At 68.1% G+C, this 21,923-nt stretch carries 21 protein-coding genes, 1 tRNA gene and 2 pseudogenes; 18 read left to right on the top strand and 6 right to left on the bottom strand.

Annotated elements, in window-relative coordinates:
* The 3 genes from C2L58_RS27970 to C2L58_RS51545 all read left to right on the top strand — a co-directional run.
* Positions 1-380, top strand: a 380-nt coding sequence (locus tag C2L58_RS27970; RefSeq protein ID WP_441296323.1) for an aromatic-ring hydroxylase C-terminal domain-containing protein, incomplete at its 5' end; no start/stop codon positions are given.
* A gap of 308 nt (positions 381-688) precedes the next feature.
* Positions 689-1,321 carry an IS110 family transposase gene (locus tag C2L58_RS27965; protein WP_199191477.1) on the top strand — a complete coding sequence of 211 codons (633 nt, stop codon included), beginning with the start codon at positions 689-691 and terminating at the stop codon, positions 1,319-1,321.
* Positions 1,240-1,617, top strand: a complete 378-nt coding sequence (locus tag C2L58_RS51545) for a transposase (protein ID WP_199191476.1) — start codon at positions 1,240-1,242, stop codon at positions 1,615-1,617. The genes C2L58_RS27965 and C2L58_RS51545 overlap by 82 nt, the downstream gene beginning before the upstream one ends.
* On the opposite strand, the gene C2L58_RS50780 is transcribed toward C2L58_RS51545, so the two are convergent.
* Both C2L58_RS50780 and C2L58_RS51540 read right to left on the bottom strand, forming a co-directional pair.
* The gene (locus C2L58_RS50780) at positions 1,506-1,811 is read right to left on the bottom strand and encodes a hypothetical protein (RefSeq protein WP_233225977.1); all 306 of its coding nucleotides are present in this window, start codon (positions 1,809-1,811) and stop codon (positions 1,506-1,508) included. The genes C2L58_RS51545 and C2L58_RS50780 overlap by 112 nt on opposite strands.
* Before the next feature lie 15 nt (positions 1,812-1,826).
* Positions 1,827-1,946: pseudogene (locus C2L58_RS51540) on the bottom strand (hypothetical protein); the annotation flags it as partial.
* Between the two features lie 544 nt (positions 1,947-2,490).
* Between C2L58_RS51540 and C2L58_RS27950 the strand changes: the two are divergent.
* Positions 2,491-3,333: a carbohydrate-binding protein gene (locus C2L58_RS27950; protein ID WP_103340664.1), complete on the top strand. Its 843-nt coding sequence runs from the start codon at positions 2,491-2,493 to the stop codon at positions 3,331-3,333.
* Between the two features lie 418 nt (positions 3,334-3,751).
* A complete protein-coding gene (locus C2L58_RS27945; protein WP_146073699.1) occupies positions 3,752-4,777 on the top strand; it encodes a hypothetical protein in 1,026 nt (341 codons plus the stop codon).
* Between the two features lie 323 nt (positions 4,778-5,100).
* On the opposite strand, the gene C2L58_RS50775 is transcribed toward C2L58_RS27945, so the two are convergent.
* Positions 5,101-5,271 (bottom strand): hypothetical protein, encoded by a 171-nt coding sequence (locus tag C2L58_RS50775; RefSeq protein WP_233225979.1) that lies wholly within the window; start codon positions 5,269-5,271, stop codon positions 5,101-5,103.
* Between C2L58_RS50775 and C2L58_RS50770 the strand changes: the two are divergent.
* Positions 5,207-5,608 (top strand): annotated as a pseudogene (locus C2L58_RS50770) (alpha/beta hydrolase); the annotation flags it as partial. The gene C2L58_RS50775 and the pseudogene C2L58_RS50770 sit on opposite strands and share 65 nt — an antisense overlap.
* A gap of 319 nt (positions 5,609-5,927) precedes the next feature.
* Positions 5,928-6,227, top strand: coding sequence for a hypothetical protein (locus C2L58_RS50765; protein ID WP_233225978.1), 300 nt, complete (start codon positions 5,928-5,930; stop codon positions 6,225-6,227).
* Between the two features lie 13 nt (positions 6,228-6,240).
* Here the strand turns inward: C2L58_RS50765 and C2L58_RS27935 are convergent, their stop codons facing one another.
* Positions 6,241-6,816, bottom strand: coding sequence for a TetR/AcrR family transcriptional regulator (locus C2L58_RS27935; protein ID WP_103340662.1), 576 nt, complete (start codon positions 6,814-6,816; stop codon positions 6,241-6,243).
* Positions 6,817-7,228: 412 nt separating this feature from the next.
* On the opposite strand from C2L58_RS27935, the gene C2L58_RS27930 reads away from it, so the two are divergent.
* Entirely contained in the window at positions 7,229-7,615 is a 387-nt protein-coding gene (locus C2L58_RS27930; protein WP_103340661.1) for a hypothetical protein, read from the top strand.
* A 63-nt stretch (positions 7,616-7,678) separates the two neighbouring features.
* On the opposite strand, the gene C2L58_RS51535 is transcribed toward C2L58_RS27930, so the two are convergent.
* Entirely contained in the window at positions 7,679-8,560 is an 882-nt protein-coding gene (locus C2L58_RS51535) for a DUF4917 family protein (RefSeq protein WP_103340660.1), read from the bottom strand.
* Between the two features lie 859 nt (positions 8,561-9,419).
* On the opposite strand from C2L58_RS51535, the gene C2L58_RS27920 reads away from it, so the two are divergent.
* Both C2L58_RS27920 and C2L58_RS27915 read left to right on the top strand, forming a co-directional pair.
* Positions 9,420-9,632, top strand: a complete 213-nt coding sequence (locus C2L58_RS27920) for an RHS repeat-associated core domain-containing protein (protein WP_233225975.1) — start codon at positions 9,420-9,422, stop codon at positions 9,630-9,632.
* Positions 9,633-9,967: 335 nt separating this feature from the next.
* Complete coding sequence (locus C2L58_RS27915; protein WP_233225974.1) at positions 9,968-11,257, top strand: tyrosine-type recombinase/integrase; 1,290 nt, start codon at positions 9,968-9,970, stop codon at positions 11,255-11,257.
* On the opposite strand, the gene C2L58_RS27910 is transcribed toward C2L58_RS27915, so the two are convergent.
* Positions 11,249-11,321, bottom strand: a tRNA-Ala gene (locus tag C2L58_RS27910). The two genes, C2L58_RS27915 and C2L58_RS27910, sit on opposite strands and share 9 nt — an antisense overlap.
* 269 nt (positions 11,322-11,590) lie before the next feature.
* Between C2L58_RS27910 and C2L58_RS27905 the strand changes: the two genes are divergently transcribed.
* The 8 genes from C2L58_RS27905 to C2L58_RS27870 form a co-directional block, all read left to right on the top strand.
* Positions 11,591-13,768 (top strand): RICIN domain-containing protein, encoded by a 2,178-nt coding sequence (locus tag C2L58_RS27905; RefSeq protein ID WP_199191474.1) that lies wholly within the window; start codon positions 11,591-11,593, stop codon positions 13,766-13,768.
* Between the two features lie 130 nt (positions 13,769-13,898).
* Positions 13,899-14,471 (top strand): HdeD family acid-resistance protein, encoded by a 573-nt coding sequence (locus tag C2L58_RS27900; protein ID WP_103340657.1) that lies wholly within the window; start codon positions 13,899-13,901, stop codon positions 14,469-14,471.
* Positions 14,472-14,480: 9 nt separating this feature from the next.
* Positions 14,481-15,395, top strand: a complete 915-nt coding sequence (locus C2L58_RS27895) for a ribonuclease Z (RefSeq protein ID WP_103340656.1) — start codon at positions 14,481-14,483, stop codon at positions 15,393-15,395.
* 22 nt (positions 15,396-15,417) lie between these two features.
* Positions 15,418-17,070: a response regulator gene (locus C2L58_RS27890; RefSeq protein WP_103340655.1), complete on the top strand. Its 1,653-nt coding sequence runs from the start codon at positions 15,418-15,420 to the stop codon at positions 17,068-17,070.
* The gene (locus C2L58_RS27885) at positions 17,067-18,488 is read left to right on the top strand and encodes an ATP-binding protein (RefSeq protein ID WP_103340654.1); all 1,422 of its coding nucleotides are present in this window, start codon (positions 17,067-17,069) and stop codon (positions 18,486-18,488) included. Before C2L58_RS27890 ends, C2L58_RS27885 begins: the two co-directional genes overlap by 4 nt.
* On the top strand, positions 18,488-19,981 hold the full coding sequence (locus tag C2L58_RS27880) for a carboxylesterase/lipase family protein (RefSeq protein WP_103340653.1): 1,494 nt from the start codon (positions 18,488-18,490) through the stop codon (positions 19,979-19,981). Before C2L58_RS27885 ends, C2L58_RS27880 begins: the two co-directional genes overlap by 1 nt.
* 83 nt (positions 19,982-20,064) lie before the next feature.
* Positions 20,065-21,141 (top strand): hypothetical protein, encoded by a 1,077-nt coding sequence (locus C2L58_RS27875; protein WP_103340652.1) that lies wholly within the window; start codon positions 20,065-20,067, stop codon positions 21,139-21,141.
* 1 nt (position 21,142) lies between these two features.
* Positions 21,143-21,923, top strand: a 781-nt coding sequence (locus C2L58_RS27870; RefSeq protein ID WP_103340651.1) for a toxic anion resistance protein, incomplete at its 3' end; no start/stop codon positions are given.

Here is a 21,923-nt window from a genome sequence, read left to right as displayed (position 1 = left end):
GCACCCAGTACCCCGAAGGCGCGTTCGTGCCCGACGGCCGCGGCCCCGCGCCCGTCGACCACTACGCCCCGGCCGGCCGTCCCGGCACGCGCGTGCCCCACGCCTGGCTCGACGCCAAGACGTCCACTGTGGACCTCGCCGGGCCCGGCCTGACCCTGCTCACCGGCCCGGACAACGGACGCTGGATCGCCGAAGCAGGTCGTCTCGGCTTGCGCCTGGCCACGGTGTCGCACCAGCACTGGCTGGCCGAGGTCTGCCTGCCCGCCGACGGCGCTCTGCTGCTGCGCCCGGACGTCATCGTCGCCTGGCACTCGGCATGCGGCACGCCACTCGCCGAGGCATTGACCCGGGTGCTCGGCACCGCGGCCATCCCCGCATGACGGGCAAATCAGCTCCAGCGGAACCAGCCGCCGGTTGCGATGTGCGGTGCGGTCAGGATCCAGTCGCGCAAGGAGCGCCTCTCGATGGCCGCGGCGCGAATTCCCGCTCATCGGCTACTTGTTGAATGGCGGTACGACCGATGCCGGGCCAGGCTTGGTCGAGGTGTTCGACGGGTGGCTCTCTCATGGCGTTTCTCCCGTCGAGCACCGTGGCGGGGTGTGGCTCAAGAGGGGTCTGCTCAGCTCGAAGTAGCGTTGCCCACCTCGCCTGATACGAACCGGCCATGGCGAGGAGAACAGGCGGGCACGTGCTGCACGCCGGCCGGTTCGGCACGGATCACGACGGCTGTCACCGCATGCTGGCCGCTGGTCGCCGGCATGCGCAACGGGTGTGGGCGGTCGAGGGCGCTCAGGGCATCGGCCGTCATCTGGCGCAGCGCCTGGTCGTCGACGGCGAGACCGTGGTCGATGTGCCGGCGAAACTCTCGGCGCGGGCGCGGGTGTTCGCCACCGGCCAAGGCCGCAAGACTGACCCTGCCGACGCCCACTCGGTGGCTGTGGTCGCGTTGCGCACCAAAGGGTTGCGACAGGTTCAGGTCGATGACACGACGGTAGCGTTGCGGTTGCCGGTCGATCATCGGGACGAGCTGGGCCAGGCCCGTACTCAGGTTGTCAACCGGTTGCACCGTCTGCTGCTGGAGCTGCTTCCCGGTGGGGCGAAAAGGTTTCTGTCCGCTGCCCAGGCCCGCGCTCTGCTGGCCTCGGTGCGGCCGCGTGATGTTGTGGGCAGGACCCGTCGGCGGCTGGCCGCGGACCTGGTCACCGAGCTGGACCGCATCGACAAGCGGACACCGCACCGTTGGAGGCGTCGTCTGGTGATCGTCGTCGGCACCGGCTGTCGCGGGCGGGAAACCGCAGGATCACTCGGGTGCTGCACGTGATGGCCATCGTCCAGCTCTGCCACGACACTGCCGGCCGCGCCTACTACCGGCGGAGAGCGCGCGCCTGCCCGTCCGCCGCCGGCCGAATCGCGGCAGAAGCGGATGCCGACGGTTTCTGGCAGTGGAGATCCAGCAGCTCAGGTTGTCCTCGAAAATCCAGCCAGCTACCCGGTGCATGCCAGGATCATCCTCGCTCAGCCTTCGTCGTGCGCCGCAATTCGTTACGAACGTGCGTCCGGACGGACGACCGGTCAGCGGCATCACAGGACGTTGGGCTGGCATCGGTGCGGCTGTAGCCGTCGGGTGGTCGGCCGCCGAGGAACCTGCCTTGCACGCGGGACTGGACGTGCATCGCTGCCAGCACGCGGTGGCGAGTCCGCAGCACCTCGCGCCGTGACTGGGACCCGAGCAGGAGCATCAGTGCTCGGTCGTAGAGCGAGGCCAGCCGGATCAGGAGGATGCCGGTGGCTTCGATCGTCTGCGGGTCCATGTCGGCGTTGAGAATGGGCGTGCCGGTGTCGACGCCGAAGACGCCGACGTTGGTGATGGTCGTCGTGCCGCCGCTCTTGTTCGCCGGGCCCGGCCGGTGTGCGGCTACTCCGAATTCCGCAGCAGAGACAGGAATCAGACAGGTTGGCCAGAAAGTCTAGACCACAGGGGAGGCTCTTCTCACACTGGTGGGTGAACATCTCCCTGCCCCCGGAGGTGCTACCCAAAATGCGTCGAAAGGTTGCTTTCGCGTCCGGGGACGCAGTACTGCCGGCCCTTGCCGCTTCCGCCCCCCCTGACCTCATAGCCATCGGCCTGCTCCGACCGGAAAGAGCAGGCCGCCGATGTGCTTCCGCGGCTCGGATCGCGCTCGAAGCCGTCCTCGGCGGAGCCTGGTTCCGCCCGGCCCAGGTGAGCTCGCGGCCAATGCCGGCGAATACGTGACGGCGCCACGGCCATACAGCGCCTCGACCGCATCGGCACTGCGGCACTGCGGCACAGCGAGTTCTCCAACGAGATTCTGCAGAAGTCCAGCGTGAAGCCTGCTGCTTCCTGATCCGCGTGCGGGGCCGCCGGCCACGTGCGCCCCTCGCGCGCGCCATCGCCGGCGAGTGCGTCCCTTGCTTACTCACGCGCCGGACCTGGTGCTTGAGCGATGCCGTTTCAGACAAGGAGTTCTGATGCGAAAAGTTGTCATCGCGCTCTCGACCGTGGTATTCCTCAGCGTGCCGGCCACCTCGCTCGCGGCACCGTTTCCGATGGCGGCAGAGGACGGCGCCGTGGTCGGTGCAGCTGACGGCACCACCCAGGTCGCCGCAGCCGACCGGTTCCGGGAAATCCGGACCGGGCAGGCCGACCGCCGCACCCAGGCCACCAGCATCCACGACGACTGGGGTGTCTACACCGGTGGCAGCGCGGTCACCGGGCAGGACGCCATCCAGTCGGCCTACAACGACCTCACCGTCTCCAGCGACACCCTCTACGCCCCGACGATGAAGGCCCCGAAGTCCTGCGTGGAGCTGGTGACCGCCTATTCCGGTGGCGCCAAGCAAGTCTGGGCGTGGGACTGGTGCGTCGGTGTGCACGTAGCCAGGTCAGTCAACATCGATGCCACGTTCCGCACCAACTACGTGACTTCGGTCAACGGCCACGACTCCTACCGCGGCAAGGTCGAGCAGACCGACGCGAGCAAGAACACCTGGACCGCGTCGCTGTTCAACTACAACGCCAACCGGTGGGACACGCTCTACACTCAATCGGGCACCGACCAGTCCCGGGACAACCGCAGCTGGAACATCTTCGAGATCTACGCCACCGGAAGCACCACCGCGGCCTACTGTACCGCGCTGGGCACCCGGAACATCGAAAGCAGCAGCTACAAGATCAAGCTGAACGGCTCGTGGCAGGCGGCGAGCGCGGGCAACACCTCGGTGATCTCCAATTCCTCGACTGCGAACTTCCTGTGCCCGAACCTGTCTCGCACCGTGGTGCACGCCAACGATCAATGGCAGGTCCACCACTGACTGTCCACTGTTGACCGAGTGGGTTTCCGGGCTCAGAGGGAAAGCAAGCGCCGGGATGGGTGACAGAAGCCGCCCACCCCGCTTCGCTGGGTGAGGCCGTTTTCGTGGTGGGTCACGGGCTGTTTGTCAGGCGGGCGGTGCTGGTCGTCTGGGTTTCGGTGTCGAGCGTGTTCGCGGGCGGCGGCACCGCTGTGGCCCTTCCGGCTGATACGGGAACGGAACGGTAGCTGAATTCCGTTCGCGATGATTCCGTCCGGCCGGACGCGCGGGCGCAGACGCTGACGCGGGCGGAACGCGCGGAACGGCAGCTTGACGAAGCGGCGGCCGAGCCGCGGGCGTTGCGCCGTTAGCGGGAGAAGCGTTGTCTTCGGCCGTTCAGCCGCCGACCATTGAGCTGAACGGTCCAGGGAGGCGCGCGGTGGGTGTTCACGAACGTCGGTGCGACAGGTCCGGACACGAGCACAGGGCGAGTCCGGCGCCGGCCCGGACGGTACCGGCGCTGCTGCGGCTCCAGTCGCTCGCGGGCAATCGGGCGGTGGCCGGGGTCGTGCAACGAGCCGTCACGGCGGGCAAGTTCAACATCGTCGGTGAGCACCATGACGAGTCGATGGCGCGGGAGCCGGCGGAGCGGCAATACGCGAAGAAGGAGTTCGCGTTGGAGTACTGGGATGAGAAGGGCTTCGTCCACGACGACGTTCGTGGCGACGACTTCGTCCTCAGCGCGATTCAGGACGTGGGCTTCGTGTACACGCTCGCCCGCCATGCTCAGGCCGTGGCCGAGCACGTTCTGCAGATGTCACCCACCGGCGAGGAACTCACCGAACGCGTGGCGGCGATCGATCGCATGGTGCGCAAATGCGCCGACTTCGCCATGGACCTGTACAACACCAGAAATGAGATCCACGCGGTCGAACCGGAGTTCGCCGACCTGTGCAAGCCGCTGCCGGGACTCGCGAACGCGCTGAAGAACGCCACCGTGCCGCTCAGGTGGGAATCGCCCGGTGACACGGCAGCGAAGCTGGAGAACCTGGTCATGAAGGTTCCGGAGCTGATGCAAAGGGCCGAGCTCGCCGTGCGCGCGGTGAAAGGTCCCCGCAGTGTCCTGGACCACGACTCCAGCGAGGAGCCGGACGGCGACTCCGGCGAGGAGAAGGAACCGACGGACCCATGGGAGGTGCTGGAGGGGAACGCGTCGATATTTCAGGCACAGCACATGTTCGAGACTGCCTGCGACGCGGCTTCGGCGGGGGTGACCGCCCTGTGGAAGGTCGGCGACAGCCACGTCGAAGAGATGCGCTGGATGATCAGCGAAGACGAGCTGCAAGCCCAGGAGGACGTCGTGCTGACCAATCGACGCGAGTTCAACGACAAGTTCATCCCGTGGCAGGAGAAGAAGCGGGAGAAGAGGCGGGAGAAGAACCGACGAAGAGGTTCCGCATCCTGAGCGGCGATGGACGAGCTCAAGGACGACTGCGCCAACTGCTTCGGATTGTGCTGCTGGTGCTGCGCATGTATTCGGTCTCGCAATATTCGTCACGACCGCGTGGGCTGCGTCCCGATCTCCTGGCGGCGAGGCGCACCTCTTCGCCGGGGTCGCGGACCGGTGGCAACCGCAGGGCCGAGTGCTGGCGTGCGGCGCTGAACGCCATAGCGATCGTAACTCGCAGTACTCCCAGCCGCGGGTTGCCGGCGCAGCATCAGACCTCGTTTCTTGACTTTCAATCAAGAGAGTCTTAGCCTTCGCGTCCACTGGCTCTTGATCGCAAGTCAAGAGTGGCGGGCGAGCTGAGCAAGGTAGGCGATGGGGACTTCGGCGGAGAAGGACAGCCGCACTGCGCCGGTGCGGCGGGACGTGTGGTTCGAGTCCGGGGGCGTGCGGTGCGCGGCGTGGCTGTACGCGCCGGCGGCGGAGGACGGGCCTCGGCCGTTGGTGGTCATGGCGCACGGGCTGGGCGCGGTGCGGGAGTGGCGGTTGGACGCGTTCGCGGAGCGGTTCGCCGCGCAGGGGTGGGTGGTGCTGGTGTTCGACTACCGGTACCTGGGGGCCAGTGAGGGAGCTCCCCGGCAGTTGCTCGACATCGGCGACCAGCTCGAGGACTGGCGGGCCGCACTGGCGTACGGCCGGTCCCTCCCGGAGGTCGACCCCGGCCGGATCGCGGTGTGGGGGACCTCGTTCGGCGGCGGGCACGTGCTGCGAATCGCGAGCGAGGACCACGATCTGGCCGCGGTGGTGGCCCAGTGTCCGTTTACCGACGGTCCGGCGTCGTTGCTCTCCCGGTTCCGGTCCAGCCCGGTGAGCATGGCCGGGCTCATCATCGCCGCGCTGCTCGACGTCGCCGGGTCGGTGTTCGGGGCGAAGCCGGTGCTGGCTCCGGTGGTGGGGGTGTGGTGGATGCCCGCCTTCCTGGTGTCGCCGACCGCGATCGCCGCGGCGTCCAAGCTCATCCCGGCGGGGTCTCGGCTCTCGCCTCGCACCGCCAGGGTCCTTGCCCGGGTCCCAGCCGTGGGCAAGGTTGTCTGCGACCGTCGAGACGGGCGGGCCGCCGTTCCGCCCTGGCGACACCGCTGTCGGTCGCGACACGATCTGGGGTGTCATGAAGGGCTCGGACGGTGGCGGCGACAGCGCCAACGCGATCGCGGCGCGGCTCGCGTTGCGATTGCCGCTGTACCGGCCGGGCAAGGACCTGCGCAAGATCGCCGCGGCGACCTTGTTGTGCGTGTGCGACGACGACCGCGCCGCCCCCGCGCGCACCACGGCCCGCCTCGCGGCCGGGCAGGACCACGTCCAGGTCGACCACTACGAAGGTGACCACTTCGACATCTACGTCGGTGACCTGTTCGAGCGTGCCGTCGCAGACCAGATCCGGTTCCTCGCGGCGCGGTTCAGCCGGTAGCCGGCCTGCCGCATCACCTGGCGTCGGGGGAGCTCGGCACGGCGGCGATGCCGCGGGCACTGCGCACCAGCGTCTCGACGACGGCGCGATCACCTGCGGCATCGCCTGCGTGGGTCAGCATCCCTTCGACGACGAACACCCCGATCCGGGTCATCGCGTCCTGCTCGGTCTCCGGCACGCCCAACGCGGCCAGGTGCCATCGCAGGATCGCCTCCACCTGCGCGTGGAAGCCGTCGTGCCAGACCCGCAGTGACTCCGAGGCCGCGACCCTGGCGTGCACCGTCGTGATCAGCCGGTCGACCCGCCGCAACTCGGTGACCGCCCACAGCAACTGCTCGACCGGCGGTTCGGCCGAGCGTTCCGCCACGCCCGCCAGGAACTGCGCGAACAGCGCGTCCAGGACGGCGACCAGGACCTCGTCCTTGTCCTTGAAGTACCAGTAGACGGTGTTGGAGGTCACCCCCGCCTCGCGCCCGATCCGCGTCACCGTCGTGGGGTCGTAGCCTTCGTCCACGAACAACCGTGTGGCCGCGGCGACGATCTCACCGCGTTTCTCTTCCCGGTCTTGCGGGCGTCGGTTACGCGGCATCCCCCACCTGGCCAGATCGGTCACGCTGAAAGCCCACTGTAAAGGGGCACGGCGTCACAGGCGGTCTCGACCCCGCACCGCGCACCGGACCCCGCGCGATCGCCTGCCGGCCTTCACGCATCGTCGGCAGCGGACGACAGCCGCTCGGCCGCAGTTGTCTGCGGTGCGCCGGGGGAACTACGCCTGTTGCAGAGCGACACTTCGTCGTTTTCAGCAGGATGCGGGAGGTTGTTGTGGCGTGAGTGGAGCGGTGTGGCAGCAAGTCGCGGCGAGTGCGGTATCGGCAGCTGGGTGCCGGCGTTCGTTCGGTGTCGGGGTTTGGCTCGCGGCGTGATGCTGTTGACCGATGCGGCTGACCCCGTTCAACCCGGTACACCGGCGGAGGCGTCGTGGCCGGCGGTCACGTCGGGCCGTGGCGGAACGGATCTGGGCGACGCCGGGGCAGGTGGTGCGGATCGCCGAGCAGGCCGGTGTTCTCAGTGGGCCGATTGCGTGGCTGCGACGTGGTGTGATCGTGATCGATCCGTCGCTGGGCGCGTTGCATGAGTCGGGGTCGATGCGGTGGCTGGGTCCGCCGAGGACCCGGGCTTCGGCTCGGACGATCGTGTTGCCGCCGTTCCTGGTCGCGCTGCTGCGCGAGCACCTCGCGCGGCACCGGTATGAGTTCGTGTTCACCACGCCGAGCGGGACGTGGCTGTGGCGCTCGACGTTCCTCCGTCGGGCCTTCCGTCCCGCGGCCGACGGCAGCGACGCGTCCGGGACCAAGGCGGGCTGCGGCACAGCCACAAGACCTGGCTGATCGCAGGCGGCGCGCCGGAGATCGCTCAGGCCCGTCGGCTCGGTCATCACTTGGACAACCGGGTCATCGAGACCTACTCCCACGTCGCCCCGGAGGTCGAGCAGCGGCTGCTCGACGATCTTGAGCGCCGCTGGCACGCGGCGGCCCCGCCACCACCGACACCCTCACCGAGTGTGGTCGACAGTAGGCGGGTGGCGCCGGTCGTCCCCCTCTCGCCGAGGGTGGGGCAGTGCTCCAGTTTTGCCCCAGCAGGAGCACAAAGTCAGGCCGCAAGCTGATCACCGAAGATCGGACCCGGAATGCAGAAAACCCCTCCGACCAGCCAGGAAGGCTGAAACGAAGGGGTCCCTTACGAAGTGGAGCTAAGGGGACTCGAACCCCTGACCCCCTCACTGTCAGTGAGGGTCGATCATGGCCCTGACCTGCGACGATAGAGAATCGCCCAGTGAAATGATGCGCTTCAGTGCCGTTGCTTGCAACCCTGTGTTGTTGAGTGCGGTTGTGACAGAGGATTTGCCCCAGCTGTGCCCCAGTGAAATTTGGTGAGAGGATTTCGCCGATTGCCGTAACGGTGGCTGACTGCTCAGCTCCAGAGCCGAACCGATCCTGCGGTGAAGACTTGATCTCCACGGGCTTGGAGGTGGTGGCGGCCGCACGAACCGCCTGTAGGTTGCGCACGGCTTGGATCGTCGCTTGGTTCGCCTGTGATGCGCTGTCTCCGAAGAGGGAGACAGTCAGCCGGCTGATCGATGATCGGACGATTGCGTCGATGATGTGCTTGTCGTTCTTGCTGAACGACAAGCCGTACGCAAGGAGCCCTCCGCCGATGTTGGCCAGTGAGCGGAGGGCGTGGCCCAGGAAGTTGCTGGACTCGATTCGTTCGAGCTTCTCGGTGCTGATGCCTTCGGCCACGTAGAGGGCAGGCTTCGTTTGAGATTCATGTATACTATCGCGGCGCTGAAGTAGGTATCTATGGCAGCAACGGCTTCTTTAATAAGCATGGTATAGATGCGGCAAGTATATCGGTCCCAAATCAGGTTAATAACAGACTAAAGGGTATCGCGGTCGATCAAATGCGCAAAGTTGGCCAACTTGGCACGAATGAGAACATCAAGGGCGAGGCTTGGAAGCGCCCTATGATCGGAAGCGGTGCATGCTAAATGCGTTATATTAGGGTAGCTCGGGTTCTGGACGGCGTCCCGGCAAATGTCCTTGATCCGGAGCCGTATATTCGTAGGCTTCCCGAGATTCAGCAACAACTTCCGGTGGGTGCGCGTGCCTTTGCTACTGATCCAAATCATTATGACTTCGACAGTGAAAGATGTGTTAAAGATCTCCGTATTGGACATGTCTTGGTGAAGGAGTCTGGAAGCGCAAAGGTATCTGTTGAACTATCTCTGACGCCAAATAGATTCAAGCATCCTTCTGGTCTAATTGTCCGATATGATGGCGTGGCGAGCATGCACGTCGACGCGAGTGAGCCTACTGCTAATGGGAGAATTTGGCCTGAAACTCCTAGACTAGGTGACGTTCAGTTGGATGAGATACTGCCAAATAGTAATGGCTGCTCCCATGAAATAAAATTGACCGGCGGGACTATATTAATTACGTGTGAAGATTTGATTGCGCAGTGGGGGATGGGGGTTCGGGATTAGCATTTTATGCGCAGGATATGATGTTGGGTGCGAGTTCATGGCGGGGCGCTCTTGTGGTGTCGGCGGGGAACGCCTGAGCCTTGCGGCAGTCTGACTGAGTAACGCGCCATGCCGTCGCGGCGTGGCATTTCACCGATGATGACTGCACGGTGGACGCGGCGAACCTGGCCGTGAACAAGCGCTGGCAGGACCCCTACGGTGGTGACCGTGGGACGGCGGTGTCGACGTGGCCGGACAAGCACGGCTTCCTCGGTGGCTACCAGAACGCCACGGGTGTGACGCACATCGGTGCCCGTGACTACGACCCGCTGACCGGGCGGTTCATGACCGCGGACCCGGTACTCGACACGAGCGACCTGTAGGCGTTGAACGCCTACAGTTACGGCAACAACAGTCCGGTGTCGTTCAGTGACCCGACCGGCATGGTCCTCCAGGTCGACGGCCGGCCGGCGTATATCGGTTCGGACGCGATGAGCTCGATGAGCCCGGCAAACTGGGCGCGGGTTGTCGGCTTCGAGTCGCGTCGGGGTGATGCTGGTTCTGCCTCGTTCGATCGGGTGGCTTGGAGGTCGTCATGGCGTGGGTTGAGCAGACGGGTCAGGTTTCGTGGCGGGTCCGGTACCGCCGTGCAGGCGGGACGATTGGTTCAGCGCCGGGGTTCTCGAGTCGCCGGAGTGCGGAGGCGTACGCCGGTGACATGGAGTCTGATCAGCGACGGCAGGTGCGGATCGACCCGGCCGGTGGTCGGCTCGAGTTGCGGTCATGGGTCGACCGGTGGTTCCCGGTACAGGATCTGGATCCGCGGACGCTCGACAACTACGAGAGCTACTTGCGGTGCCACGTCCTTGTCCGGTTCGGCGCGACGCCGCTGGGGGAGATCACAGCGTTGGATGTGGATGCGTGGGTGAAGGAGTCGCGGGAGGCCGGCTACGCGGCGGCGACGGTGAGTTCGCAGCTGAACCTGTTGTCGATGCTGTTGACCGATGCGGCCGACGAGCTGCTGATCCCGTTCAACCCGGTACACCGGCGGAGGCGTCGCGGTCGGCGGTCGCGGCGGGAGGTGGGGGAGCGGATCTGGGCGACGCCGGAGCAGGTGGTGCGGATCGCCGAGCAGGCCGGTGCTCTCGGTGGCCCGATCGCACGGCTGCTGGTGATCACTGCGGCGTGGACCGGGTGCCGGTGGGGCGAGCTGGCCGGTCTGCATCGGGACAATGTCGATCTTCGACGTGGTCTGCTGGTGATCGATCCGCTGGTGGGTGCGTTGCATGAGTCGGGGTCGATGCGGTGGCTGGGTCCGCCGAAGACCCGGGCTTCGGCGCGGACGATCGTGCTGCCGCCGTTTCTGACCGCGCTGCTGCGCGAGCACCTCGTCCGGCACCGGTACGAGTTCGTGTTCACGACGCCAAGCGGGACGTGGTTGTGGCGTTCGACATTCCTGCGGCGTGTCTTCCGTCCCGCGGTCGACGGCAGCGAGGCGTCCGGGGCAAAGGCGGGCTGTGCGGCGGTCCGGGCCGGGTTGACGTTTCACGGGTTGCGGCACAGTCACAAGACCTGGTTGATCGCGGGCGGTGCGCCGGAGATCGCTCAGGCCCGCCGGCTCGGGCATCATCTGGACAACCGGGTCATCGAGACCTACTCCCACGTCGCCCCGGAGGTCGAGCAGCGGCTGCTCGACGATCTCGAGCGCCGCTGGTACGCGGCGGCCCCGCTACCGCCGACGCCGTCACCGAGTGTGGTCGACAGCGGGCGGATGGCGGCGGTCCCCCTCTTCGCCACGGTGGGGGTCACCCATCGGGAGAGCCGGGGAGCAGCGGGAATACCGCGCCGACGCCCGAACGGGGCTGGGGCGGTGCTCCAGTTTTGTCCCACCAGGAGCGCAAGACCAGGCCGTAAGCCGATAACCGAAGATCGAACCCGAAACGCAGAAAACCCCTCCGACCAGCCCGAAAGGCTGAAACGAAGGGGTTCTTCAAGAGTGTGGAGCTAAGGGGACTCGAACCCCTGACCCCCTCACTGCCAGTGAGGTGCGCTACCAGCTGCGCCATAGCCCCGAGGCGAAGGTGAACTCCGCATCTCGTATGCCCATACATTACACCCCGCCCAGACCCCCTCCGCGCGGGGGTCCCTGCAGCCCTGCAACACGACCCACAACCCCCTGACCAGCACGTTCACGCCTTATTTTTAGTCCTGTATTGACGTCCCACTGTGGCCGCCGTTACATTTTGCGCGGTTGTGACGCCGAGGTCCCCGCCCGTTACGCCGCGTCTTCAACTCGGGCACACCTCTCGATGACGCCGCGTGTGCGGCAGAGGAGGCTTCGATGACGAGACGGCGGGTGATGACGCTGCTCGCGGCAGTGTCGGTCCTGGTCGGAAGCATGACGACGACAAGAGCAGAAGCCGCTGTTACCCCGGATGGGTGGTACACCGTCGCCGCCGGGAACAGTGGGAAGTGTGTTGATGCGCGGGGTGCCGGCGCGGCCGATGGGACCGTTGTCCAGCAGTACACCTGCAATCAGACCGCCTCGCAGCAGTGGCAGTTCCAGTCCACCGGGGACGGTTACTTCCGGATCAACGCCCGCACCAACCCGGCCGCCGCCTGGGACGTCACGAACGTCTCGACCGCCGACGGGGGCCTGCTCCAGCTCTGGACCTACTCGAGCGGGGCCAACCAGCAGTGGCAGGCCGTCGACGAAGGGAACAACCGGTACCACTTCGTCAGCCGCAACAGTGGCAAGTGCCTCGACGTCCCCGGCGCCTCCACCGCCGATGTGCAGCTCCAGCAGTACACCTGCAACGGCACCGCCGCCCAGTCCTTCATGCTGGCCCCCGTGAACACGAGCCAGCCCGGGCAGCCCGACTTCGGCCCGAACGTGGTGATCTTCGACCCGTCCATGCCGAGCTCGACCATCCAGAGCCGGCTCAACAGCATCTTCAGCCAGCAGGAACGCAACCAGTTCGGCAGCCAGCGCTACGCCGTCATGTTCAAGCCCGGCACCTACGCCAACGACGTCAACGTCGGCTTCTACACGCAGGTGCTGGGCCTCGGCCTGAGCCCCGACGCCGTCACGATCAACGGTGCCGTGCACGTCGAGGCCGACTGGTTCCCGCCGCAGAACGCCACGCAGAACTTCTGGCGGGGCGCCGAGAACCTGTCCGTGAACCCGAACGGGGGCGCCGACCGGTGGGCGGTCAGCCAGGCCGCGCCCTACCGCCGCATGCACGTCCGCGGCGACCTGCAGCTCGACGACGGCGGCTGGGCCAGCGGCGGCTGGATCTCCGACACGAAGATCGACGGCCAGGTCCGCTCCGGCTCGCAGCAGCAGTGGATCTCCCGCAACTCGCAGTTCGGCAGCTGGAACGGCTCGAACTGGAACATGGTCTTCGCCGGGGTCCAGGGCGCGCCCGCCAACACCTTCCCGACGCCGCCCTACACCACCGTCGGCCAGACGCCGGTCGTGCGCGAAAAGCCCTTCCTCTACGTCGACGGCGCCGGGAACTACCAGGTCTTCGTCCCGGGCGTGAAGACCAACGCGTCCGGCACGAGCTGGGCGAACGGCACCGCGCCGGGCACGTCGGTCCCGATCGACCAGTTCTACATCGCCAAGCCCGGCGCCACCGCCGCGGACCTGAACGCCGCGCTCGCGGCCGGCAAGAACCTGCTGGTCACGCCCGGGGTCTACCACCTGAACCAGACGCTGCGCGTCACCCGCCCGGACACCGTCGTGCTCGGCCTCGGCATCGCCACGCTGGTCCCGGACAACGGCATCACCGCGATGACCGTCGACGACGTCGACGGCGTCAAGGTCGCCGGCCTGCTCATCGACGCCGGCACGACCAGCTCGAACACGCTGATGCAGGTCGGCCCGGCCGGCTCGGCCGCGAACCACGCGGTGAACCCGACGTCGCTGCACGACGTCTTCTTCCGGATCGGCGGCGCCGCCGTCGGCAAGGCGACGAACAGCCTGGTCGTCAACAGCAGCAACGTCATCGGCGACCACATGTGGATCTGGCGCGCCGACCACGCCGAGCGCAACGAGTACGTCGGCTGGACCACCAACACCGCCGACACCGGGCTCATCGTCAACGGCAACGACGTCACGATGTACGGCCTCTTCGTCGAGCACTACCAGAAGACGCAGGTGGTCTGGAACGGCAACGGCGGCCGCACCTACTTCTTCCAGAACGAAATGCCCTACGACGTGCCGAACCAGGCGAGCTGGATGAACGGCTCGACGCCGGGCTTCTCCGCCTACAAGGTCGGTCCGAACGTCACCAGCCACGAGGCCTGGGGGCTGGGCAGCTACTGCTACTTCAGCACCAACCCGTCCGTCGCCAGCGCGCACGCGTACGAGGCGCCGAACACGCCGGGTGTCCGGTTCCACGACATGGTGACCGTCTCGCTCAACTACCAGGGCACGATCACGCACGTGATCAACAACACCGGCCCCGCGACGCCGTCCGGGACCAAGGCCGTCGACCTGGTGAGTTACCCCTGAGCACCGGCGTGCGCCGTGGTGGCGGCCGCGGCGCACGCCGGTCCTTCGCCGGTACCCCCGAACGGGGTGTTCCGGGAGCCGGATGGGGTAACCGACGCGATACTGGAGTCCCTCTATCCGAGAGCGGCAGATGACCTCTTTCGCAGCGTTCACCGTCGTCGAACCCCGCAAAGCCTGGCCGATCGCCGCCGTCCGCGGCGGGTTCGCCGTGCTGTTCGGGCTGTTGGCGCTGATCTGGCCCGGCGCCACCGTGCTCGTCCTGGCGATCCTGTACGGCGTGTACGCGATCGTCGACGGCATCGGCGCCCTGATGCAGGCGTTCCGCCCGGGTGACACCGGGCACCGGGTCGCCTACGGCGTCCTCGGCGCGCTCGGCATCGTCGCCGGGATCCTCGTCCTGGTCTGGCCGGGCATCACCGTCCTGCTGCTGGCCCTGCTGGTCGGCTTCTGGGCGATCGTCACCGGCATCGCCGAGATCGCCGCGGCGATCCGGCTGCGCAAGCAGATCCAGGGCGAGGCCTTCCTCATCCTGGCCGGCGCGATCTCGCTGATCGCGGGTGTCCTCATCGTCATCAACCCCATCGCCGGCGCGTACGGCATCGCGCTGCTCGTCGGCATCTACGCCCTCATCTACGGCATCGTGCTGCTGGTACTGGCCTTCCGGCTGCGCAAGCTGGGAACGGGGGACGCGCGAACTGAGTAACGTGCGGGAGTGTCGACCCGCGAACTGGTGGTGCTGGGCACCGCGAGCCAGGTGCCCACGCGCCACCGCAACCAGAACGGTTACCTCCTGCGCTGGGACGGCGAGGGCATCCTCTTCGACCCCGGCGAAGGCACCCAGCGGCAGATGCTGCGGGCCGGCGTGGCCGCCACGGACATCACGCGGATCTGCATCACGCACTTCCACGGCGACCACAGCCTCGGCTTGCCCGGCGTGATCCAGCGGCTGTCCCTGGACAAGGTCGGCCACCCGGTCGACGCCCACTTCCCGGCGTCCGGCGCGCACTACTTCGAACGCATGCGGCACGCGACGGCCTTCTACGAGCAGGCCGAGCTGCGGGAACACCCGATCGCGGAGGACGGCCCGATCGCCACCGGGAAGCTCACCCTCGAGGCCAGGCGCCTCAGCCATCCCGTCGAGGCGTTCGGCTACCGGCTGACCGAGCCCGACGGCCGCACCATGCTCCCCGAGCGGCTGCGCGAGCGCGGCATCGCGGGCCCGGACGTCGGCCGGCTCCAGCGGGAGGGGCGCCTGGGGAGCACGAAAATCGAAGACGTCAGCACGCCGAGGCCCGGCCAGCGGTTCGCGTTCGTGATGGACACCCGGCTGTGCGACGCGGTGTACGCCCTCAGCGAAAACGCCGACACCCTCGTGATCGAGTCGACCTTCCTGGCCGAGGACACTTCCCTGGCGAAGGACTTCGGTCACCTGACCGCGCAGCAGGCCGCCCGGGTGGCCGCCGAGTCCGGTGTCCGGCAGCTCGTCCTCACGCACTTCTCGCAGCGCTACCCCGATCCGGAGCGCTTCGCGGCGGAGGCGCGAGCCGAGTTCGACGGCGAGATCGTCGTGGCGCAGGACCTGGAGCGGGTCCAGGTGCCGAAACGGCGGTCTTTCCCAACGGTGTGAGAAGCGCCGTAGGCTGCATCTCGTGAGCCAGCCGATCCTGATGACCGTCGACGACGATCCCGCCGTGTCCCGCTCGGTCGCCCGTGACCTGCGCCGGCGCTACGGGAAGGACTACCGCGTCATCCGCGCCGACTCCGGCATGGACGCGCTCGAAGCGCTGCGCGAGATCAAGCTGCGCGGCGACGCCGTCGCGGCCATCCTCGCCGACTACCGGATGCCGCAGATGGACGGGATCGCCTTCCTCGAGAAGGCGATGGACCTGTTCCCGCACGCCCGCCGCGCCCTGCTGACCGCCTACGCCGACACCGACGCCGCGATCCAGGCGATCAACGTCGTCGACGTCGACCACTACCTGCTCAAGCCGTGGGACCCGCCGGAGGAGAAGCTCTACCCGGTGATCGACGCGCTGGTCGAGACCTGGAAGGCGGTCGGCGACAAGCCGGTCGAGGAGGTCAAGCTCATCGGCCACCGCTACAACTCGCCCTCGTTCCACCTGCGGGACTTCCTCGCGCGCAACGCGGTCCCGTACCGCTGGTACTCGGTCGACGACGACGAGGGCTGCCGGATCCTGCAGGCCGCGGAGGCGACCGACAAGGACATCCCGGTGGTCGTCACGCCGGACGGCACCGTCCTCAAGAACCCGACCGGCAGCGAGATCGCCGACGCGGTCGGTTTGTCGACCCGGCCGGCCCAGGAGTTCTACGACCTCGTCGTCATCGGCGGCGGCCCGGCCGGCCTCGGCGCCGCGGTGTACGGCGCTTCCGAAGGCCTGCGCACGGTGCTCGTCGAGAAGAAGGCCACCGGCGGCCAGGCCGGCACCAGCTCGCGCATCGAGAACTACCTCGGCTTCCCCGACGGCGTCTCGGGCGCGCAGCTGACCGACCGCGCGCGGCGCCAGGCCCAGAAGTTCGGCGCCGAGGTGCTGACCGCCCGCGACGTCGTCGGCCTGGAGGCCCGCGGTTCGCAGCGGGTGATCACCTTCGGCGACGGCAGCGAGATCGCCGCGCACTCGGTGATCCTCGCCAGCGGCGTCAACTACCGCGCCCTGGACGCCGAGGGCATCGAGGAGCTGAGCGGCCGCGGCGTCTATTACGGCTCGGCCGCGACCGAGGCGCCCGAGTGCAAGGGCGAGCACGTCTACATCGTCGGCGGCGCCAACTCCGCCGGGCAGGCCGCGGTGTTCTTCTCCCGGCACGCCAGCGACGTCACGATCCTGGTGCGCGGTGCGTCGCTGGAGTCCTCGATGTCGCACTACCTGATCGAGCAGATCGCCGGGATCGGAAACATCCACGTCCGCACGCACACCACCGTGAAGGAGGTGCACGGCGACGGCCACCTCGAGCGGCTCACGCTGTGCGAGAACGGCGTCACCGAGACGGTCGACTCCGGGCACCTGTTCATCTTCATCGGCGCCGCCCCGCGCACCGACTGGCTCGGCGACGCCATCCACCGCGACGAATACGGCTTCGTGTGCACCGGGCCGGACCTCCTGAGCGCCGGGCAGCGGCCGGCGAGCTGGCCGCTCGACCGTGATCCGCACTACCTCGAGTCGTCCATCCCCGGCGTGTTCGTGGCCGGTGACGTGCGGTCGCAGTCGGTCAAGCGGGTGGCCTCCGCGGTCGGCGAGGGCGCGATGGCCGTGACGCTGGTACACCGGTACCTGGAGGAACAATGAGCGCACTGCCGCGGGAAGAGCTTCGCGGCCTCTTCCTGTTCGAACGCCTTTCCGAGGACCAGCTCGACTGGGTCGCCGCCAACGCCGTGCTCGAGGAGTACGAGGGCGACAGCTTCGTCATCCGCGAGGGCGACGAAGCGACCTGCTTCTACGTGATCCTGAGCGGCGCCGTCCGGATGACGCGGCTGGTCAGCGGCACCGAGATCGAGACGAACCGGTCCGACCAGCGTGGCGCCTACTTCGGCGCGACCCAGTTCTTCGTGCACCAGGAGGCCGAGCACCGCTACGGCGCCACGGTGCAGGCGCTGAGCGACCTGACGCTGCTGGCGCTGCCGTCGAAGGAGTTCTCCACCGAGTTCCGCCGGTGGTTCCCGATGGCGACGCACCTGCTGGAGGGCATGTACCTCGGGTGGCGCAACAGCGACACGGTGATCGGCTCCCGCCGCCGCCTGCTGGCGCTCGGCGAGCTCTCGGCCGGCCTGACGCACGAGCTGAACAACCCGGCCGCGGCCGCCGTCCGGGCGACGTCCGCCCTGCGCGAACGCGTCGCCGGGATGCGGCACAAGCTCGCCTTCCTGGCCAAGAAGGACATCGACCCGGAGCTGCTCTACCAGCTCATCGACGTCCAGGAACGCCTGGTCAAGCAGGTCGTGCAGGCCGAGAAGCTGACGGCGATGCAGCAGGCCGACCGCGAGGACGAGATCGGCGACTGGTTCGACGAACGCGGCATCGACGGCGGCTGGGACCTCGCCGACATCTACGTCCGCGCCGGGCTGACCACGGCCGACCTGGACAACGTCCTCGAGCAGGTGGGCGACACCTTCATCGACGGCGCCGTCCGCTGGCTCGCCTACGCGCTCGAAACCGAGATGCTGATGGGCGAGATCGAGGACTCCACGACCCGGATCTCCGCGCTGGTCGGCAAGGCCAAGCAGTACTCGCAGATGGACCGGGCGCCGCACCAGTGGGTCGACGTCCACGACGGCCTCGACTCCACGCTCGTGATGCTGTCGGGCAAGATCGGCGGCGGCATCCGCGTCGTCAAGGAGTACGACCGCAGCCTGCCGAAGATCCCGGCGTACCCGGCCGAGCTGAACCAGGTCTGGACGAACATCATCGACAACGCCCTGGGCGCGATGAAGGGCGAGGGCACGTTGACGCTGCGCACGTGGCGCGTCGACGACCAGATCCGCGTCGAGGTCGGCGACACCGGCCCGGGCATCCCGGCGGACATCAAGCCGCGGATCTTCGAGCCGTTCTTCACGACCAAGCCGGTCGGCGAGGGCACCGGGCTGGGCCTGGACATCTCGTGGAAGATCGTCGTCGAACGGCACCAGGGCGACCTGCGCGTCGAATCCGAGCCGGGGAACACCCGGTTCGAGGTCTGCCTGCCGACGGTCGAGCAGGCCTCGCTCTGATGGCTTCCGTCCCGACGGTCACGACCGAACTCGGGGCGCTGGTCGGGCTGGCGGGTGACGGCGTCCGCGTCTGGCGCGGGATCCCGTACGCCCGCCCGCCGGTCGGCGAGCTGCGGTGGAAGGCGCCGCAGCCGCCGTCGCTGTCGGGCGGGGTGCACGTCGCCACCGAGTACGGGCCGCACGCGATGCAGTCCCCGGACCCGATGAACCCGGCCGCCGTGTGCGACGAGGACTGCCTGTACCTCAACGTCTGCACCCCCGAGGGCCCGGCGCCCGACGGCGGGTGGCCGGTGCTGTTCTGGCTGCACGGCGGCGGCTACCGCGTCGGCCACGGCGAGCAGCTGGGCGACGGCGAGGAGTTCGCGCGCGCCGGGATCGTCGTAGTCACCCTCAACTACCGGCTCGGCTCGCTCGGCTTCCTGCACCTCGGCGGGATCTTCGGCGAGTCCGAAGTGGACGCCGGTGTCTGTGGCTTCCTCGACCAGGTCGAGGCCTTGAAGTGGGTGCGCCGCAACGTCTCCGCGTTCGGCGGGGATCCCGCGCGGATCACCGTCTACGGCGTTTCGGCGGGCGCCAAGAGCGTCGGGAACCTGATGGGCAGCCCGCTGGGTGCGGGGTTGTTCGCCCAGGCCATCAGCAGTTCCGGCGGCGCGGACCACGTGGCGACACCGGAGGCCGGGACGGCGCTGGCGCGGCGGCTGCTGGACGAGGTGGGCTGCCACGACGTCGCCGCTTTGCGGTCGCTGCCGGCCAAGGAGTTCGTCGAGGCGCAGGAACGGATCCTGAGCGGGTTCCAGGCGCTGTGGCTGTGGCGGCCGACGCTGCATCCGCGCGTGCTGCCCGAGGTGCCGATCGAGCCGATCCGGCGGGGGAGCGCGGCCGGGATCCCGTTGCTGATCGGCTGCAACAGCAACGAAGGCAGCACGTACGCGTTGATGCTCGGCGACGACGTCGCGACCGCGCCGGCGTCCGGTGTGCTCACGAGCATCCTCGGCGACGAAGGGGCATCACGGCTTCTCGAGACGTACCTTCGGCGCGTCCCCGACCTGAAGGCCGCCCGGATCGCCGCGATGGGCGACGAGCGGTACGGCATCCCGACGCAGCGGCTCGCCGACGCGCAGTCCGCGCACGCTCCCGTTTACCGCTACCGGATCGACATCGCCGCGCCCGGCGTGCCCGAGCAGCTCGACGGCGGCCACGGCACCGAGACCACGATGGCGTGGAAGGTCCCGCTTCCCTTGGCCGCGCAGGGGACCGCCGTGAATCCGGCGCGCGAGCGGGCGGCGCTGCTCATCCACCGCGCCTGGGTGCGGTTCATCCGGGACGGTGCCGCCGACGCGGACGGCCCCGAATGGCCGCCCTACGGCCCCGAACTCCGCCCGGTGCTGGTTTTCCGGGAAGACACCGATCTGGTGCTCGACCCACGCTCCGACGAGCGAAAAGCCTGGGGCGACAAGGAATGGGCGTCCGGGACCTGGTTCCCGATGACCTGAGACCGTTCCTTCACCCGCCGTTCACTTCGAACCGGCTCGCTCCCGCGTCCAATGAGCGAAAGCCCGTCGAGGGGAGTGGATCGGTGAAACGCCGGGTGTCGATCGGACTGGCCGTGGTGCTGGTGCTGGCCGTCGTGGGGATGATCATCTGGGGTCGCGGCGACGACAGCGCCGCGAGCGCCACGACGACGGTCCGCGGGGTGATCGGTTCGGAGAAGCAGGCCTTCTTCACCGACCGGCGCGTCGTCGACGCCTTCGCCCGCCACGGCCTGAAGGTCGAAGTGGACACCGCGGGATCGCGGCAGATCGCGACGACCGTCGACCTCGGGAAGTACGCGTTCGCATTCCCCTCGTCGTCGCCCGCGGCGCAGAAGATCCAGCGCGACCGCAAGGTGACCACGGTCTACACGCCGTTCCAGTCGCCGATGGCCGTCGCCTCGTTCGAGCCGATCGTTTCCCTGCTGCGGGCCGGTGGGGTCGTGCACAAGGGAGCCGGCGCGTACGACGTCCTCGACATCGCGAAGTACCTCGACCTGGCGAAGGCCGGGACGCGCTGGGACCAGCTGCCGGGCAACACCGCCTACCCGGCGCGCAAGAACGTCCTGGTCACCACGACCGACCCGCGCGAGTCGAACTCCGCGGCGATGTACCTGTCGATCGTTTCCTTCGTGGCCAACGGGAACACCGTCGTCAGCACGCCCGACCAGGAGGCGAAGGTGCTGCCGTCGGTGTCGAAGCTGTTCCTCGACCAGGGGTACACGCAGAACAGCACCGAAGGGCCGTTCGAGGACTACCTCTCGGCCGGCATGGGCAAGACGCCGCTGGCGCTGATCTACGAGTCGCAGTTCGTCGGCCGCGTGCTGAGCGGCGACGGCTCGATCCGGCCGGACATGCGGATGCTCTACACCGCGCCGACGGTGTACTCGAAGCACACGCTGGTGCCGTTGACCGGCGACGGCGACAAGGTCGGGCAGCTCCTCGCGACCGACCTCGAGCTGGGCACGCTCGCCGCGACCTTCGGCTTCCGCACGACCGACCCGAAGCTGTTCGCCCAGGTCGCCGCGCCGGCCCACGCGCCGGCCGACCTCGTGGACGCCGTCGAACCGCCGTCGTTCGAAACCCTGGAACGGCTGCTCGACGCCGTCGGCAAGCAGTACTGACATGGACTTCGCGCTCACGCCGCCCGAGCCGGTCATCGCGATTCCTTCCGAGCGCGCCGCCGGGCTGATCACCCTCAGCGAGGACACGCGGTCGGAAGTCGCCGTTCGCGCTTCGGCGTTCGCGTCCCGGCTCGAAGCCCTCGACGTCCGGTCGCCGGAGTTCACCGACCTCCTCGACGAGCTGCTGACCGTCGGCGAGGCCGACATGCGCGCGGCGGCCGGGGTCGCCGGAACGATGCTCGACCGGTCGTTGCGCAGTGCGGCGTCGCCCCAGGACGGGGTGACGACGAGCCTCGCGAGCCTGCGCCGGACGGTCGCCGAGCTGGACCCGGCGAAGCTGCCGCTCACCGGCCGGAAGCTGCTGGGGATGTTCCCGGCCGCGGGCGGCGCGAAGCGGGCGCTGGACCGCTATCGCGCGGCGAACGAGCCGGTCAACGCCCTGGTCGTCGACCTGCGCGGCCGCCAGGACGTCCTGCGCCGCGACAACGCCTCGATCAAGGGCGAGCGCGAGCGGCTGTGGAAGGTCATGGGCAAGCTCGCCGAAGCGGCCGCTCTGGCCGAGGCCGTCGACGGCGCGATCGAGGCCCAGGCTGGCGTCTTCGACCTGACGGATCCCGCGCGCGCCAACGCGTTGCGCGCGGACGTGCTGTACCCGATCCGGCAACGGCACCAGGACCTGCTGACCCAGCTCGCCGTCAGCGCGCAGGGCTACCTCGCGCTGGACCTGGTGCGCAAGAACAACGACGAGCTGATCCGCGGTGTCGAACGGGCGGTGTCGACGA

Origin of the sequence: Amycolatopsis sp. CA-126428 (assembly GCF_002904335.1) — a bacterium.
Lineage (GTDB): Bacteria > Actinomycetota > Actinomycetes > Mycobacteriales > Pseudonocardiaceae > Amycolatopsis.
Note: the sequence above shows the minus strand (reverse complement) of the source record. Positions and strands in the feature narration are given on the sequence as shown.

Excerpts from the sequence above, each read along its gene's own strand:
- C2L58_RS50780 (WP_233225977.1), bottom strand. The coding sequence starts at position 1,811 with ATGGACCCGCAGACGATCGAAGCCACCGGCATCCTCCTGATCCGGCTG.
- C2L58_RS27950 (WP_103340664.1), top strand. The coding sequence starts at position 2,491 with ATGCGAAAAGTTGTCATCGCGCTCTCGACCGTGGTATTCCTCAGCGTG.
- C2L58_RS50775 (WP_233225979.1), bottom strand. The coding sequence starts at position 5,271 with ATGACCACCAACGGCCGAGGCCCGTCCTCCGCCGCCGGCGCGTACAGC.
- C2L58_RS50765 (WP_233225978.1), top strand. The coding sequence starts at position 5,928 with ATGAAGGGCTCGGACGGTGGCGGCGACAGCGCCAACGCGATCGCGGCG.
- C2L58_RS27935 (WP_103340662.1), bottom strand. The coding sequence starts at position 6,816 with ATGCCGCGTAACCGACGCCCGCAAGACCGGGAAGAGAAACGCGGTGAG.
- C2L58_RS27915 (WP_233225974.1), top strand. The coding sequence starts at position 9,968 with ATGGAGTCTGATCAGCGACGGCAGGTGCGGATCGACCCGGCCGGTGGT.
- C2L58_RS27905 (WP_199191474.1), top strand. The coding sequence starts at position 11,591 with ATGACGAGACGGCGGGTGATGACGCTGCTCGCGGCAGTGTCGGTCCTG.
- C2L58_RS27900 (WP_103340657.1), top strand. The coding sequence starts at position 13,899 with ATGACCTCTTTCGCAGCGTTCACCGTCGTCGAACCCCGCAAAGCCTGG.
- C2L58_RS27885 (WP_103340654.1), top strand. The coding sequence starts at position 17,067 with ATGAGCGCACTGCCGCGGGAAGAGCTTCGCGGCCTCTTCCTGTTCGAA.
- C2L58_RS27880 (WP_103340653.1), top strand. The coding sequence starts at position 18,488 with ATGGCTTCCGTCCCGACGGTCACGACCGAACTCGGGGCGCTGGTCGGG.